This window comes from Bacillus sp. D48C (assembly GCF_053345735.1).
The window spans coordinates 77,630-93,553 of sequence record NZ_JBKFAQ010000011.1; the positions used below are offsets into that span (position 1 = coordinate 77,630).

Annotated in this window: 14 protein-coding genes; 8 read left to right on the top strand and 6 right to left on the bottom strand. The window is 34.7% G+C overall.

Translation table 11 applies throughout. The annotated features are described in order from the left end of the window. The first annotated feature begins 142 nt into the window (after window positions 1–142). A complete protein-coding gene (locus ACLBXA_RS22720; RefSeq protein WP_000730377.1) occupies window positions 143–1,843 on the top strand; it encodes a M4 family metallopeptidase in 1,701 nt (566 codons plus the stop codon). Between the two features lie 63 nt (window positions 1,844–1,906). On the opposite strand, the gene ACLBXA_RS22725 is transcribed toward ACLBXA_RS22720, so the two are convergent. Next, window positions 1,907–2,455, bottom strand: a complete 549-nt coding sequence (locus ACLBXA_RS22725) for a TVP38/TMEM64 family protein (RefSeq protein ID WP_000852229.1) — start codon at window positions 2,453–2,455, stop codon at window positions 1,907–1,909. Window positions 2,456–2,853: 398 nt separating this feature from the next. Here ACLBXA_RS22725 and ACLBXA_RS22730 point away from each other — a divergent pair, with 398 nt between their 5' ends. Both ACLBXA_RS22730 and ACLBXA_RS22735 read left to right on the top strand, forming a co-directional pair. Beyond that, a complete protein-coding gene (locus ACLBXA_RS22730; protein WP_000822706.1) occupies window positions 2,854–3,372 on the top strand; it encodes an RNase A-like domain-containing lipoprotein in 519 nt (172 codons plus the stop codon). 16 nt (window positions 3,373–3,388) lie between these two features. Then, window positions 3,389–3,661, top strand: coding sequence for a hypothetical protein (locus tag ACLBXA_RS22735; protein ID WP_000288803.1), 273 nt, complete (start codon window positions 3,389–3,391; stop codon window positions 3,659–3,661). A gap of 42 nt (window positions 3,662–3,703) precedes the next feature. On the opposite strand, the gene ACLBXA_RS22740 is transcribed toward ACLBXA_RS22735, so the two are convergent. From ACLBXA_RS22740 to ACLBXA_RS22750, 3 genes are all read right to left on the bottom strand, one after another. After that, window positions 3,704–4,966, bottom strand: coding sequence for a VanW family protein (locus ACLBXA_RS22740; RefSeq protein ID WP_447617533.1), 1,263 nt, complete (start codon window positions 4,964–4,966; stop codon window positions 3,704–3,706). A 234-nt stretch (window positions 4,967–5,200) separates the two neighbouring features. Further along, window positions 5,201–6,217, bottom strand: coding sequence for an LCP family protein (locus tag ACLBXA_RS22745; protein ID WP_002083775.1), 1,017 nt, complete (start codon window positions 6,215–6,217; stop codon window positions 5,201–5,203). Between the two features lie 331 nt (window positions 6,218–6,548). Further along, window positions 6,549–7,727 (bottom strand): NupC/NupG family nucleoside CNT transporter, encoded by a 1,179-nt coding sequence (locus tag ACLBXA_RS22750; RefSeq protein ID WP_000668872.1) that lies wholly within the window; start codon window positions 7,725–7,727, stop codon window positions 6,549–6,551. Between the two features lie 91 nt (window positions 7,728–7,818). Here ACLBXA_RS22750 and gloA2 point away from each other — a divergent pair, with 91 nt between their 5' ends. The 3 genes from gloA2 (at window position 7,819) to aspA (ending at window position 11,219) form a co-directional block, all read left to right on the top strand. Beyond that, on the top strand, window positions 7,819–8,205 hold the full coding sequence (gloA2, locus tag ACLBXA_RS22755; RefSeq protein WP_098505644.1) for an SMU1112c/YaeR family gloxylase I-like metalloprotein: 387 nt from the start codon (window positions 7,819–7,821) through the stop codon (window positions 8,203–8,205). A 108-nt stretch (window positions 8,206–8,313) separates the two neighbouring features. Beyond that, entirely contained in the window at window positions 8,314–9,612 is a 1,299-nt protein-coding gene (locus ACLBXA_RS22760; RefSeq protein ID WP_000353320.1) for a hemolysin family protein, read from the top strand. Window positions 9,613–9,785: 173 nt separating this feature from the next. Next, a complete protein-coding gene (gene aspA / locus ACLBXA_RS22765) occupies window positions 9,786–11,219 on the top strand; it encodes an aspartate ammonia-lyase (RefSeq protein WP_447617537.1) in 1,434 nt (477 codons plus the stop codon). 39 nt (window positions 11,220–11,258) lie between these two features. Here aspA and ACLBXA_RS22770 read toward each other — a convergent pair whose 3' ends face one another. Continuing rightward, window positions 11,259–12,878, bottom strand: a complete 1,620-nt coding sequence (locus ACLBXA_RS22770; protein ID WP_447617539.1) for an L-lactate permease — start codon at window positions 12,876–12,878, stop codon at window positions 11,259–11,261. Between the two features lie 947 nt (window positions 12,879–13,825). On the opposite strand from ACLBXA_RS22770, the gene ACLBXA_RS22775 reads away from it, so the two are divergent. Both ACLBXA_RS22775 and ACLBXA_RS22780 read left to right on the top strand, forming a co-directional pair. Further along, on the top strand, window positions 13,826–14,113 hold the full coding sequence (locus ACLBXA_RS22775) for an ArsR/SmtB family transcription factor (protein WP_001075219.1): 288 nt from the start codon (window positions 13,826–13,828) through the stop codon (window positions 14,111–14,113). 191 nt (window positions 14,114–14,304) lie between these two features. Then, entirely contained in the window at window positions 14,305–14,484 is a 180-nt protein-coding gene (locus tag ACLBXA_RS22780) for an acid-soluble spore protein H (RefSeq protein WP_000382679.1), read from the top strand. A gap of 37 nt (window positions 14,485–14,521) precedes the next feature. Here the strand turns inward: ACLBXA_RS22780 and ACLBXA_RS22785 are convergent, their stop codons facing one another. Then, window positions 14,522–15,871 (bottom strand): peptide MFS transporter, encoded by a 1,350-nt coding sequence (locus ACLBXA_RS22785; RefSeq protein WP_000338303.1) that lies wholly within the window; start codon window positions 15,869–15,871, stop codon window positions 14,522–14,524. Window positions 15,872–15,924: the final 53 nt, after the last annotated feature.

The following is a 15,924-nucleotide window of genomic DNA, read 5'->3' on the forward strand; positions in this document are numbered from 1 at the left end:
GGGGTTTTTCAATATTTGTTCCTCAAAATTCTACAAAACTTGAGAAAATAATTATTTGAATTTTTAGTATATTAATAGTGGAAACATAATGCTAATATGAAACTACTCTTTTTCAAAAAAATTTTTATTAGGGGGAAGGTTCATGAAAAAGAAAAGTTTAGCGTTAGTGTTAGCGACAGGAATGGCAGTTACAACGTTTGGAGGGACAGGCTCTGCATTTGCGGATTCTAAAAATGTACTCTCTACGAAGAAGTACAATGAGACAGTACAGTCACCTGAGTTTATTTCTGGTGATTTAACTGGAGCGACTGGTAAGAAAGCAGAATCTGTTGTGTTTGATTACTTAAACGCAGCAAAAGGTGATTACAAGCTAGGGGAAAAGAGTGCACAAGATTCTTTCAAAGTGAAACAAGTGAAGAAAGATGCTGTAACTGATTCAACAGTAGTACGTATGCAACAAGTTTACGAAGGAGTACCTGTATGGGGTTCTACTCAAGTAGCTCACGTAAGTAAAGACGGTTCTTTAAAAGTATTGTCTGGAACAGTTGCACCTGATTTAGACAAGAAGGAAAAGTTGAAAAATAAAAATAAGATTGAAGGCGCAAAAGCGATTGAAATCGCGCAGCAAGACTTAGGGGTAACACCGAAATATGAGGTAGAACCAAAAGCGGACTTATATGTATATCAAAATGGTGAAGAAACAACATATGCATACGTTGTAAATCTAAACTTCTTAGATCCTAGTCCAGGAAACTACTACTATTTCATTGAAGCAGACAGCGGTAAAGTATTAAATAAATATAATAAATTGGATCATGTAGCAAATGAAGATAAGTCACCAGTTAAGCAAGAGGCTCCTAAACAGGATGCGAAAGCAGTAGTAAAACCTGTAACAGGAACAAATAAAGTAGGAACTGGTAAAGGTGTATTAGGAGATACGAAATCACTTAATACAACATTATCTGGTTCATCTTACTACTTACAAGATAATACGCGCGGAGCAACGATTTTCACATACGATGCGAAAAACCGCTCAACATTACCAGGAACATTATGGGCAGATGCAGATAATGTTTTCAATGCAGCGTATGATGCAGCGGCAGTAGATGCTCATTACTATGCAGGTAGAACATATGATTATTATAAAGCTACATTTAACAGAAACTCTATTAATGATGCAGGAGCACCATTAAAATCAACAGTTCATTACGGAAGTAAGTATAATAATGCATTCTGGAACGGTTCACAAATGGTATACGGGGATGGTGATGGTGTAACATTCACTTCATTATCTGGTGGAATTGACGTAATTGGTCACGAATTAACGCATGCTGTTACGGAAAATAGCTCGGACTTAATTTATCAAAATGAATCAGGGGCGTTAAATGAAGCGATTTCTGATATCTTTGGTACTTTAGTAGAATTCTATGATAACCGTAACCCAGATTGGGAGATTGGTGAAGATATTTACACGCCTGGTAAAGCAGGAGACGCGCTTCGCTCTATGAGTGATCCAGCGAAATATGGTGACCCAGACCACTATTCTAAGCGTTACACAGGTTCAAGTGATAACGGTGGCGTTCATACAAACAGTGGTATTATTAACAAACAAGCTTATTTATTAGCAAATGGTGGTACGCATTCTGGTGTAACTGTAACTGGTATTGGTAAAGATAAATTAGGTGCGATTTACTACCGTGCAAATACACAGTATTTCACGCAATCTACTACATTTAGTCAAGCTCGTGCTGGTGCAGTACAAGCTGCTGCGGATTTATATGGTGCTAGCTCTGCAGAAGTAAATGCAGTGAAGCAATCATTTAGTGCTGTTGGTGTAAATTAAGGATTTAAGGGACAGATATTAATAAAATACTTCAAAAATAAAGAAGGAGCATAGGCTCCTTCTTTATTTTTTTCTCCATTTTTTCCACAAATAAAACAATCCAATAGCGCCTGCGATTGTTACAATCCACTTCGCTTCATTTGTTCCGTTCATAACATGATATGCCGAATATACTTCAATCAATAAGGCCGGTATTTTACCTATTGTACTGGCAATACTGAAGGAGAGTAATGACATTTTCCCTAGAGCTGCAAATAAAGTCACGATACTTGATGGGATGAAAGGTATCAATCGAAACGATAGAACGAGTAGAAAGGCCTCTATACCTTCTACATAAAGAAGACGCTCTACCTTTGGGTACTTATTTACTTTATCGTGAGTGAACTTTTGAAGGCCTATGCGATAAATATAAAACGAGATAATAGCCCCTAAGGCCTCACCTGCGATCGAAATGATTGTGCCATTTGTTACACCGAAGAGCTGTATATTAATGGCGGTTAAAAAGATGCTAGGAATAACACCTAAAAGACTAATGATGATGTTAATTAAGATACTAAGTGGAATTGCGATTGAATAGTATTCTGTTAAGAAATTTTGAATCGTTTCAGCCATTGTTTAAAATCCTTTATCTTTTTTTGCATTACACCATATTTCGTTTGTATAGGCAAGGGTAAATTTACATAATGTAGAAAAACGTTGATAAGAAGGGGTCTTTATACCTTATATGGGTATTAGGTATATAAAAATGGGGGTATTTTAAAAGAATTTAAAAAAACTATAAAAACCTTTGTATAAAAGAGTTTTATAGTTATGTTATCAGTGTTTTCATCTGGGAAATAATCATAAAATATAGGGGGTATATATTATAAAAAGTCGAAAAATAGAGGGTTGATGAAATTGCGCGGGTAAATATGGAAAAATAGATGAAAAAAATGAAAACTGATAGATTTTTTCGTTGTGAAATTGACTTTTAGTGAAGTTGCGATAATAATCATGAAAGAGGTGATATGATGAAACGAATAAGTAGTCTTTTCTTGAGTGGTTTATTGGCACTAATGCTGATCTTAAGTGGATGTGCAGGAAAAGAACAAAAAACAGAGAAACAAACAGGGAATCAATCGACATCAGTAGAAAAAATTAGTGATAATATTTTAGATGAAATGGAAGGGCCACCTAAAAATGGTCATACGATTGAAAGACATGTAGGCAAATCAGAAGAAGATTTGAAGAATCGCTTGAAGACAGATAAAGTATCAGCAGCAAGTACATACTATGACAAGGAAACAGCAACGAAAGCTGTAAAAGATAGTTTGAAGCAGCATGATAAGGAAATTCAAGACTGGTTAAAAAATTCTAAAGAGGCTCGTCTCGTATTAAATACAACACATTCATTCCCGGTTGGAAAAACGGTAATAAAGAAAAATATGAGTGTAAAAGACAAGTTGGTAAAAACTGTTACTGTTTTAGCAAGAGATAAGTCAGGAGAATTAGGGTTTAAGATTATTACTTCTTATCCATCTGATAAATAAGAAGGGGGAGTACATTATGTATACGACATTACAATACTTTCTTAAATCGTACTGTACGTTAAGTATTCATGAGGATGAAATAGTAAGCGTGATGGAAGAGTTTATTGAACAAGAAGACGAAGAAATTGTTTTGAAATTACGTGATGAATTAATAAATATGAAGAAAAAGAACGCGTGGGAAGAGGCGTGTGTATTAGCTGCGAAGCAAGGCAATCGTATGTGGTCTTTAGAAGAAACGAAAGACCATCTTGAAACTTTTTTACTATTACTGCAAAAGAAAAAGGCGTGATATAATCACGCCTTTTTCTTTATGCTATTCGGTGGATATTAGCTATTCTTTTGGAGCGCTTTTATATACGCTTTTTGAAATTTGTCCATTTGATATTACTTCCCCGTTTTGTGTTACTTTTTTATACGTAACCGCTGTGATTTTATCACTAGTCCTACTAATTACTTGAGAAGAAACTTCAACATTTTTACCAGTATTTGTACCGAAAATGCGTGTAGTAATACTACCTCCATTTGAAAATGCTTGAATATAAATATGATTGCCCGTATTATTTTTAAATTTTAAATCTGGACCATAATCTGCTACTGCTGCATCTTGCCCAAGTGGTAAATAATTTACCGGCATAGAATGATTGCTTCGAGAAACAATGCCTAAATCTGCCCTTAAAGCTGCGCTGTATAATGTACTACTGACTTGGCAAACTCCTCCGCCTGCACTTTGTATTACTTTACCTTGTGAATATACTGCTGCAGATTTGTAACCATGTGCAGCATCAGTTACGCCAACGCGGCCGTTAAAACTAAACGTTTCATCAGGTGCGACAATAACCCCACTTAAAGTATTGGCTGACTTATTTACGTTAAATGATTGATTTCCGTTACGGCCGGCCATTGGAGTAGAATATTCAGCGATGACTTCTTTAATCCCCATTTTTTGTATGTCTTCTGTAGAGCGTTCTGGTGTTATGAATGTGACTGGCAATGTAACATCTGATTTACCGGTAGTAATAGCTTCGTTTGTTAAACCGTTTAGTTTCCCTTTATCAATTTTTTCTCCGTTTTGGCTTTGACTAACATTTACTGTTGAGCCTTCAATACTGAATTCTGCATTAATAGGATTTTTTAATGTTTCATTATATTTATCTTTTATAAAGGTTTCATAAGCTGTTGCATTTAATTGTGGTGTTAATTTATAGTCACGTTTTAATTCACCGTTTTCAGCTTGCTTACGCATTTTGTAACGATTCATTACGTTTCCTTCTTGTTCTTTAAAGATTTTGTCAATAATATCTTTCTCTTTATAATTTATCCCTAAATCTTTCCATGTGTAAGTTTGTTTATCGTTTTGGAATATGTAGGTAAGGGATTTTTGATCTAATTCAGTTACCTTTTGATTAATAATTGCTTGAATATCTTTCTTATTTTTTCCATCGAGAGAAATACCTTCAAATGTAGTATTCGGTAATGCAGTAGTATCTAATTGATTATTTAATTTGGAGACATATTGATATCCCCCAACACCGCCTACACAAAGTAATATGCCCCCAGCAATTGCAGAACCGATCAGTATTTTACTTAGCTTCATTTATTTCCCCCCAGAAATTTATGTATAAATATATGTATTACATTTTTTGTATAAAAATGATGAAAATAACATTATGTACGTACTAGTATACTATTATTTTCACTGTGTGTGTAATGTTTTCATAAAAAATGTTACACCGCTGTAATAATTGTCACTTCTTGTCACAATGTGTATGAAAAATATGTTGAAAAATATAATAAAAAGGCTGTCTAGAGAAATCTAGCAGCCTTTTTATTATAATTTTTTATGCTCATTTTTATTCGTAACACCGAGATGTTCTTGTAGTTTTGTCGAAATATTATTGACGCTTTTTTCATTTGGAACGTAATAATAAATACCGCCTATATATTTATCTGTACCTTCTACTTGCATTTTTTCCATCTTTAAATTTGAATCCATTGAATTTTTTGTAATTGTCATCATATCATCAAAAGTTAAATTGGTTTTTAAGTCTTTATCGACAGCGTCTAGTAGGCCTCCGATTTTATTAATGGAATTAAGAGATAGTGCCTTTTCAGCAATGGCCTCTAATACAAGCTGTTGGCGTTGACCACGCATATAATCACTATCGATATGACGAGTTCTAGCCAGTGCCAGTGCCTCTTCTCCATTTAAATGTTGACGTCCTTTTTTTAGATGAATTGCATCTGCTTCATCTTTACTATTTTGCTCTGTGAACTCAACTGGAACGTCTACAGTAATACCACCAAGGGAATCAACAATTTTAATAAATGATTTAAAGTTGAATTTTACATAGTAGTCAACTGGAACATCTAAAAAGTTCTCTACCGTATCAATTGTGCTGTCTACACCACCGAATACGTGCGCATGTGTGATTTTATCGTATTTATCACGTGATTTAATGTAGACGCGTGAGTCACGTGGAATGCTTACAAGTTTAACGGATTTATCGTTTTTATTAATTGTTGCAAGTAATAACGCATCTGTTCGAGTTGCTTTTCCATAACCTTTTTCCCTAATATCACTTTCATCAACACCCATAATTAGTACAGAAATGTTGTCGGTCATAGGTTTAACAGCTTTTTCACGTTTACTGGACTTATCTCCTCGACCTAGTTCAGCATAAGCATTATTTAAGACAGACTTTGCTTTACTGTATATATGGAAGGAGTAGCCTCCTGCTCCAAGTGCTACAATTAGTAATGGAATAAGAAGGAACCAAAGTAGGCGTTTTTTCTTTGAGCGTCCTTTTCTGGCTCGCGTATTGTTGTTCGGGTCGGATTTCATCATTTTTTCTCCTTTAAAACTATCGAAGTATATACATTTAGAAGTGTATTCAAACACATAAAAAATATTTTACGCTAAATAAAAGCGATTGTACATGTATAAAAAATAGATGTCTTGATTATTTATCCCGCATTAACGGGCAGTAAAACTCCCACCTCAAAGTCCAGCGAACGCAAGGAAGTTAGGTGGGAGTTAACTGCCCGTAAAAGCCCGATTGGTGAAGGCTAATACTCAGAGGGGGATAGCCCCTCTGAGTAAAGTTTCACTTTATAAGACATCTATTCGTTATTGTATACAAAAGATAGGGATAAGAAAATGATAAAATTTTACCTAATTACAACATAATGCTTACGATAATTGCGGATAAAATGCTAACGAGAGTAGCTCCATATAGTAATTTAAGGCCAAACCTCGCAACAACGTTTCCTTGTTCTTCGTTTAGTCCTTTTACCGCACCTGAAATAATACCAATGGAAGAAAAATTGGCAAAAGACACAAGGAAAACAGAAATAATCCCAACTGTACGGGGAGAAAGGCTATTAGAAATTTTACTAAGGTCCATCATTGCGACAAATTCATTCGTTACAAGCTTCGTTGCCATAATGCTGCCAGCTGCGACAATTTCAGAACTTGGTACACCGATAAGGAATGCGATAGGTGCAAATACATAGCCGATTAATTGTTGGAACGTAATACCGAATATAATGAGGAACAGGTCATTAATACAACTAATTAATGCGACAAATCCGATGAGCATAGCGCCGACAACAATGGCTACACGAAAACCATCAAGAATGTATTCTCCAAGCATTTCAAAAAAGCTTTGTTTTTCACCTTTGATTTCTAAAATATCTTCGTCATCTTTAACGTCGTAAGGGTTAATGATGAGTACGATAATAAAACCGCTAAATAAATTGAGAACGAGTGCAGTTACTACATATTTAGGTTCAATCATTGTCATATAGGCACCTACGATAGACATAGATACGGTTGACATAGCAGAGGCACAAAGTGTATAAAGACGGTGTTTTGGAATTTGAGCTAATTGCTTTTTCACTGTAATAAAAACTTCTGATTGACCGACAATGGCAGAGGCAATAGCATTGTAAGATTCTAATTTCCCAAGACCATTTATTTTACTAAGAAAGTACCCGATCCAATGAATAAAAAATGGTAGTATTTTGAAATGTTGTAATATACCAATTAAAACAGAAATAAAGACGATTGGTAATAATACAGTAAGGAAAAATGGCATTTCACCTTTATTTGCAATACCACCAAATACGAAATTTATTCCATCAGCAGCATACTCGAGTAGCTTTGTAAACAGACTGGAAATGACACGAATAAGTATGAGACCGATTTCTGTATTTAATAATAGGTAGGTTAAAATTAACTGTATAATAAGCATGATGAAAATTGGTTTAAACTTAATATGTTTCTTATTGTTGCTAGCAATATAAGCGAGTAAGAAAACAACAATTAGTCCGACGAAAAAAGTAATGAATTTCATGATAAGCCCCCTAAAAGAGATATTCTGCTATATATGTTTTTCATTTCAAGGGAGAATATGCATCTTTGGTAAAGAAAGGAATAGAGAGAGTATGAATATATGTAGAGTGCATCACGTTGCAATTATTTGTTCGAATTATGAGAGGTCAAAGAATTTTTATACTAGAATATTAGGGTTTGAAGAGATAAATGAAGTATATAGAAAGGAACGAGATTCTTATAAATTAGATTTATGTGTAGGAGAAGAGTATCAAATCGAATTATTTTCATTTCCAAATCCGCCTGAGCGCAAAAGTTTTCCAGAAGCAGCCGGTCTTAGACATTTAGCATTTGCTGTTACAAATATAGAAGAAGCTGTGAAGCATTTAAACCAATGTGGTGTTAAGACAGAACCAATCCGTATTGATGAAATAACGGGGAAGAAATTCGTCTTTTTCCAAGACCCTGATGGTTTACCTTTAGAATTGTATGAGGTTTGAAAATTGGTGGATTTTATATAGAGTTGCTTTCCAATAATTGAAGAAACTAAAGTGAAACTTCTTTTTAAAAGGAGGTGTAACTTTAGCTAAGAGAGCTAAAGAGCATATGTGGATATTTTAAAATTATTGATGGTAGTCATTCTTATTGGGTTAACAGCATTTTTTGTGGCTGTTGAATTTGCAATTATTAAGGTACGTAGCAGTCGTATTGATCAACTCGTTAGTGAAAAAAGACGAGGTGCACTGGCAGCTAAAAAGGTAACTTCAAATTTAGACGAGTATTTATCGGCCTGTCAGCTAGGTATTACAATTACTGCTTTAGGGCTCGGGTGGTTAGGGGAACCAACTATTAAACATTTACTCGAGCCGTTGTTTTTAAAATTACAATTCTCACCTGCAATTTCCAGTACAGTTTCATTTATTATTGCCTTTGCAGTAATTACATTTTTACATGTTGTCATTGGGGAACTTGCTCCAAAGACATTTGCTATACAAAAAGCAGAACAAGTTAGCTTATTGTTATCGAAACCACTTATTTATTTTTACCGAGTTATGTACCCGTTTATTTGGGCTTTAAATGGTTCAGCGAGGGTTGTAACTGGTTTATTCGGATTACATCCAGCTTCTGAACATGAAGTAGCTCATTCAGAAGAAGAATTAAGGTTAATCTTATCTGAGAGCTATGAGAGCGGAGAGATTAACCAAAGGGAATTTAAATATGTAAATAATATTTTTGAATTTGATAATAGAGTAGCAAAAGAAATTATGGTACCTCGTACGGAAGTTGTAGGCTTATATGAGGACGAACCATTTGAAACACATATTAAAGTCATCGCACAAGAAAAGTACACGAGATATCCTGTATTTGGTGAAGATAAAGATGAAATTATTGGGATGGTAAATGTAAAAGATTTATTTATTCGTTATATGGATGGTAATCGGGACGAGGAGTGCTCAATTATGCCATATACAAGGCCAGTTATTGAAGTGCTAGAAAATATTCCAATTCATGATTTACTGTTACAAATGCAAAGAAAACACATTCCATTAGCTGTATTATATGATGAATATGGTGGTACAGCAGGGATTGTTACACTAGAAGATATTTTAGAAGAAATTGTTGGAGAAATTCGAGATGAATACGATGAAGATGAGAATCCACCTATAGAGCATGTAAGTGAAGGATATAAAATCGTAGAGGGAAAAGTGCTTATTAGTGAAGTAAATGATTTGCTTGGCATACATTTAATTGCTGATGATGTAGATACAATTGGTGGCTGGATTATGGTACAAAAACAAATCGTTGCTGAAGGAGATGTTATTGAGAAACACGGTTTTTATTTTAAAGTCCTTGAAAAGGATATGCATCAAATTAAACGAGTGGAAATAAGGAAAGTAGAAGAATGATTTTCTATAAACTTTAATAAAAAGGATATACAGAAAAATAAATGTTTGCGCTTTCAAAAAAGGTGCTATATAGTGAAGGTGGATACTGAAAAATTCTTCTGAATGATACTCGTGTTTTTAGAGGGCGGATTTTTTGGATAAGGATTTAGAATGAAAAAGTATAGGTGATAAAAATGATAGCAACGAAGGATATACGTATAGAAAAAGATTTTTTAGGTGAAAAAGAAGTACCAAGTGCAGCTTATTATGGTGTACAAACATTACGTGCCGTAGAAAACTTCCCAATTACAGGATACCGCATTCATCCATCACTCATTACAGCAATGGCAATTGTGAAAAAAGCAGCGGCACTTGCGAATATAGATACTGGTTACTTAGCTAAAGACATTGGACATGAAATTGCAGAAGCAGCGCAAGAAATTGTTGATGGAAAGTTTCATGATCAATTTATCGTGGATCCTATTCAAGGCGGAGCCGGAACTTCTATTAATATGAATACAAATGAAGTAATTGCGAATAGAGCGTTAGAGCGTATGGGATATGAAAAAGGGGAATATGCGAAAATTAGCCCAAACACTCATGTGAACATGGCCCAATCAACGAACGATGCGTTTCCAACAGGGATTCATATTGCAACTCTTATGATGTTAGAAGAGCTTCTTATTACAATGGAAGAACTTCATTCTGCTTTTCGTAAAAAAGCAAAAGAGTTTGATCACGTTATTAAAATGGGACGCACACATTTACAAGATGCAGTTCCAATTCGCCTTGGACAAGAATTTGAAGCGTATAGCCGAGTGCTTGAGCGTGATATAAAAAGAATTAAACAGTCTCGTCAACATTTATATGAAGTGAATATGGGGGCGACAGCTGTTGGTACAGGATTAAATGCAAATCCTACGTATATTGAACAAGTGGTAAAACATTTAAGAACGTTTAGTGGATTCCCACTTGTTGGTGCAGAGCATTTAGTTGATGCAACGCAAAATACAGATGCATACACAGAAGTATCTGCAGCGCTTAAAGTATGTATGATGAACATGTCTAAAATTGCAAACGATCTTCGTATTATGGCGTCTGGTCCACGTGTTGGGTTAGCTGAAATTCAATTGCCAGCACGTCAGCCAGGTTCATCCATTATGCCAGGAAAAGTAAATCCAGTTATGGCAGAAGTAATTAACCAAGTCGCATTCCAAGTAATCGGAAACGATCATACAATTTGCTTAGCATCAGAAGCAGGACAATTAGAGTTAAACGTAATGGAGCCTGTGCTTGTATTTAATTTAATTCAATCTATAAGCATTATGAATAATGGATTCCGTGTATTCCGTGAATATTGTATTGAAGGAATTACAGCAAATGAAGAATTGCTGAAGCAATATGTTGAGAAAAGTGTTGGAATTATTACAGCAGTTAATCCTCATATTGGTTATGAAGCAGCATCTCGTATTGCACGTGAAGCAATTGAAATAGGAAAATCTGTTAGGGAGTTATGTTTAGAACATGGTGTACTGACAGAAGAGGAATTGGATATTATTTTAGATCCATTCGAAATGACTCATCCTGAAATTGCTGGAGCTTCTTTATTAAAAAATAAAAAAATATAATGTGAAAAACACCGATCCATTTGGATCGGTGTTTTATTTTTAAAAGATATTAAACACAGCGTTTAATTGAAGTAAGCTAATAACAGCTAAGAAGATTAAACTGTATTTCATTGCTGTTTTAAATAGAGCAGATTCTTTACCAACTAGTCCAACTGCGGCACAAGCAACTGCTACAGATTGTGGTGAAACCATTTTTGCCATTGTACCACCTACCACGTTTAAGGCAACGAGTGTAGAAGGAACGATGTTTAATTGGTCTGCTGTTACTGCTTGCAGTGGTGCGAATAAAGAACCACTTGAAACTACTGAACCTGTAATGAATACGCCAATCCATCCTAAGATTGGAGAAAGAATTGGGAATGCATTACCAGTAGATGAGAATGCAAGTCCAAGTGTAGATGACATACCAGAGTAGTTCTCTACGTAAGCTAAAGCGATAACGCTACAAATTGTATATACTGGAGCTTTTAATTCTTTCATTGTTTCAATCATTAATTCTTTAACCATTTTACCTTTTACGCGGTAAACGATAAGTGAAACGATAATTGCTAGTACAATCGCAGTAGTTGTAGAAGAAAATACATCAAATTTGAAAACAGCTGCGAAAGGTGTATCAGCTTTTGTAATTGGTGTAGTTTTCATAACAGCATTATGAAGACCAGGGAACTGAATGTTAAATACTAAGTTTGCTAACGCACCATCTGGAGCAAATAAAGCTTTAATTGGTTTTAAATTAAAGATTGTTACAAATGCAGTTAAGAATACGAATGGAGACCAAGCATATAAAATTTGATTGAATGTATGTGATACTTTAGTTTCTTGTTTTTCTTCTTTAGTAGAAGATTTTGGTTGCCAAACACGTAAGAATAATGCAAGAGCAATCATACTTACAACGGCTGCGAAAATATTAGTAAGTTCTGCACCTAAGAAGTAAGTTACAGCGAATTGAGTAATAGCGAAAGAAACACCACTTACAAGAATACCTTGCCAAGTTTCTTTAATACCTTTAACTCCATCGACCATTGAAACAAGTAAGAAAGGTAAGATAATACTAATGAAAGGTAAAATAAGAACAGTTTGACGACCAATAGTTAATGCGTCAAGTTCAGTTAATTGTGCCGGTACTGTAACTGGAATACCCATAGCACCCATAGCACCACCAGCAATATTAGCTACTAAACAAATACCTGCTGCTTTTAATGGATTAAAGCCCATACCCACAAGTAGTGCAGCTGTAATAGCAACTGGAACCCCTAGACCAGCTGCGCCTTCTAAGAAAGCACCGAAAGAATAAGCAATTAATAATACTTGTAAACGTTGATCATTTGTAATGCTTGAAATACTATCGCGAATAATATTGAACTGCTCTGTTTTAACAGTTAATTTGTAAAGGAAAATTGCGGCGATAACGATAGTACAAATTGGATAAAATCCAGATAAAACACCGAATCCAGCAGATGCTACAGTTACTGTTGCTGGCATTTTATAAACAAATATTGCAAGAATAATAGCGACAATCACACTGTAAAGACCAGCGATATAACTTTTCATTTTCAGTCCCATTAAACAAATGATGAAGCAGAAAATTGGAAGTGCTGCGATTAGTGCAGATAACCAAATATTGTTTAATGGATCATAAATTTGTGTCCAAGTACTCATAATAATGACAACTCCTATCTATTATATGTGAAGAAATTCACATTATTTGTGAAACTATTCACAATCAACTTACATGCTTAGTATATTCTCCTTCAACACTATTGTCAACGTAAAAAAGTATAATTATTCCATAATAGTGTTAAAAGAAAAGCTTTGTTCATAAAGTAGACAAAAAACACACTCAAATGAATTTAAGTGTGCTGTATAAATTATTTGCATATTATTTTGCTTATTCAGATGGCATGTTCCCTATAGGTGTATATTAGATGCCGTCTCTTATCCCGCATTAACGGGCAGTAAGACCCACACCTCAAAATTCAGCGGAAGCAAAGAAGTTAGGTGGGGATCGGGCTGCCAGTAAACGCCCGGTTGGTGAGGGCTGATAATCAGTGGGGATGAACAAAAACCCTACTGATTAAAGTTTGATATATGCACTTATCTGTCCTGTTTGATTTAGTGAGAGAGGAACGGTGAGTGGATTTAATAGGAAGTTTTTCACAACAATTCAACCGCTTGCAATACGAATAAAAAATAAGAAACAAATTTTTAATACCATATCATCTCTTTTTACTAAAAATTCCTTTTAGCGTAACAAAGAGGTTAAGTATAGTTCAACTACATTACGATAGGTTATCAATTATAGACGATATTTTACAATACCGTTACTGTGCATTTCAATGAGGTGAAAATATAACAAAAAGCCTGATAAAACAACGTTTGTAAGCAAAGTATTCGTAGGCCATTATTTTGCTTTTTCGTTATATCATATAGTATAATATTCAAAATCAGCAAGGATTTTTTCCTGAATTTTTGCTGATGAAGATGGAAAAAATTTTCGGCTTTATAGGTTGATAAAGTTATGTCGTAACAGGAAATATAAGAACAGATATATAAATAAATAAAAAGAACATAAAAACGCAAATAAAAACGAAAATGAGGGGAACTTTATGAACCAAAATCAATTTGAATGTCGTATTTCAGAAGAAGATGTACAAATGTTAAGAGCGTTAGCTCACCCACTTCGTCTACGTCTAGTAATGGAACTTATGCAAAGAGGAACATGTAATGTAACACAACTACAGGAAGTATTAGAAATTCCGCAATCAACGGTTTCACAACATTTAACGAAGTTAAAGCAAAATAAAGTAGTGCGCTTTGAAAGACGAGGATTAGAAGTGTATTATCAAATCCATAATGATAAAGTAAGTGCGGTAGTAAAAACATTATTTTCTTAAAATTTGAATATTATGGAAAAAGACGTGTAGAATATACGTCTTTTTTTATTTGTCAGAAAGGTAGCGAGAGAGTAAATATTAGCATGTGAGGTAGAAATGACTATTAATCAATATGCTGCCTTACCGAATATATTCTAAAAGGAAAAGAAAAAATAGAAAGGAGTGTAGTAAGCAAAAGGAGGGATAGTAGTATGGATGTGAAACGTGTGAAACAAATCTTATCTTCTTCAAGTAGAATTGACGTTACATATGAGGGCGTACCAGTATGGATTGAGAGCTGTGATGAGCAGAAGGGGAGTGCTCAAGTGTATGATGTATCTAATCCTGGTGAGAGCGTTCATGTGGACGTGACAGCTTTAGAGGAGAAATAATAAAAAAGACGCTTCTAATTTTAGAAGCGTCTTTTTGTTATTCCATCATATGTGCAATTTTCTTAGAGAACATAAGAAGTACTAATCCCAGTACAATTACGATAATACCGATGCTTGCGAATACTTCTAAATATCCTAAAGATTGAGTGAAAGCGGCTAATTGTCCTGCTAATAAGTTTGCGAAGCCAGTACCAGCTAACCATACACCCATTAATAATGATGCTAGTTTAACAGGAGCGATTGCACTTACCATAGATAATCCGATTGGTGATAAGAATAACTCACCGATTGTGTGGAACATGTAAGTGAATACAATGAATAGTAAGTTTGCTTTCATTGTAATGTTACCTTCATCGCTACCAGTTTTTAAAACAGCTAAAGTTAGAACTAAATATCCAATCCCTAGTAAAATCATACCTAATGCCATTTTTGTTGGGATTTTCAAATCACCATTTTTTGTTTTTGAAAGCTTAATCCATAACGCAGAAACAGGTAATGCTAGTAAGATAATGAATAGTGGGTTTACAGATTGGAACCAAGGTGTTGGAATTGTAAATCCACCAATTGTACGATCTACGAACTTATCTGTGTAAAGTGTTAAAGAGCTACCAGCTTGTTCAAATCCTGCCCAGAAGAATACAACGAAACAAGTTAAAATTAAAATTGCAACAGTACGTTTTTTCTCTTGTGGTGTTAAAGGTTTTTTCTCAACAGCTTTTGCATTTTGTTCTTTAGATTTTTTACCCACAACTGTTGTTCCAGCTGATCCTAAGTAACGAGGTGCTAATAAGTTAAATGCAATTTGTCCAATAATCATACCGATACAAGCTGTTAAGAAACCGTATCTATAATCTGCGAAGTAACCGCAAATGAATGGAGCGATAAGAGCTCCTAAGTTAATCCCCATGTAGAAGATAGTGAAGGCACTATCACGACGAGAATCGTTGTCACTATATAATTGACCTAATAAAGTCGAAATATTCGGTTTGAAGAATCCGTTACCGATAACTAATAATCCTAATCCTAAAAATAGTCCAGTTTTCGTATTCATTGAAAATAGTACGAAGTTACCAATTGCCATGATGATACCACCAATAGTAATGGCATGTCGCTTCGTAATGAAATGGTCAGTTAACCAACCACCAATAATAGGTGTGAAATATACAAGCATTGTGAAAATACCGTAAATTTGAACTGCAACTGCTTTATCAAATCCTAAACCGCCGCTTACTAAGCTCGTTGTTAAATAAAGAACTAATAAGCCACGCATTCCGTAATAACTAAATCTTTCCCATGCCTCTGTAAAGAACAACAAGTATAACCCTGGTGGATGTTTTTTTGGTGATTGTTGCTCTCCAGCTTTGTCTAATTTTAAAGCTGCATCCATGTTTGTTTCCCCCTAATCCTGTATAACGGATATTTATGTAATCATTTTAATTT

Bases quoted from the DNA above. Each gene is read 5' to 3' on its own strand.
- ACLBXA_RS22720 (WP_000730377.1), top strand. From the start codon at position 143: ATGAAAAAGAAAAGTTTAGCGTTAGTGTTAGCGACAGGAATGGCAGTT.
- ACLBXA_RS22725 (WP_000852229.1), bottom strand. From the start codon at position 2,455: ATGGCTGAAACGATTCAAAATTTCTTAACAGAATACTATTCAATCGCA.
- ACLBXA_RS22730 (WP_000822706.1), top strand. From the start codon at position 2,854: ATGAAACGAATAAGTAGTCTTTTCTTGAGTGGTTTATTGGCACTAATG.
- ACLBXA_RS22735 (WP_000288803.1), top strand. From the start codon at position 3,389: ATGTATACGACATTACAATACTTTCTTAAATCGTACTGTACGTTAAGT.
- ACLBXA_RS22740 (WP_447617533.1), bottom strand. From the start codon at position 4,966: ATGAAGCTAAGTAAAATACTGATCGGTTCTGCAATTGCTGGGGGCATA.
- ACLBXA_RS22745 (WP_002083775.1), bottom strand. From the start codon at position 6,217: ATGATGAAATCCGACCCGAACAACAATACGCGAGCCAGAAAAGGACGC.
- ACLBXA_RS22750 (WP_000668872.1), bottom strand. From the start codon at position 7,727: ATGAAATTCATTACTTTTTTCGTCGGACTAATTGTTGTTTTCTTACTC.
- gloA2 (WP_098505644.1), top strand. From the start codon at position 7,819: ATGAATATATGTAGAGTGCATCACGTTGCAATTATTTGTTCGAATTAT.
- aspA (WP_447617537.1), top strand. From the start codon at position 9,786: ATGATAGCAACGAAGGATATACGTATAGAAAAAGATTTTTTAGGTGAA.
- ACLBXA_RS22770 (WP_447617539.1), bottom strand. From the start codon at position 12,878: ATGAGTACTTGGACACAAATTTATGATCCATTAAACAATATTTGGTTA.
- ACLBXA_RS22775 (WP_001075219.1), top strand. From the start codon at position 13,826: ATGAACCAAAATCAATTTGAATGTCGTATTTCAGAAGAAGATGTACAA.
- ACLBXA_RS22780 (WP_000382679.1), top strand. From the start codon at position 14,305: ATGGATGTGAAACGTGTGAAACAAATCTTATCTTCTTCAAGTAGAATT.
- ACLBXA_RS22785 (WP_000338303.1), bottom strand. From the start codon at position 15,871: ATGGATGCAGCTTTAAAATTAGACAAAGCTGGAGAGCAACAATCACCA.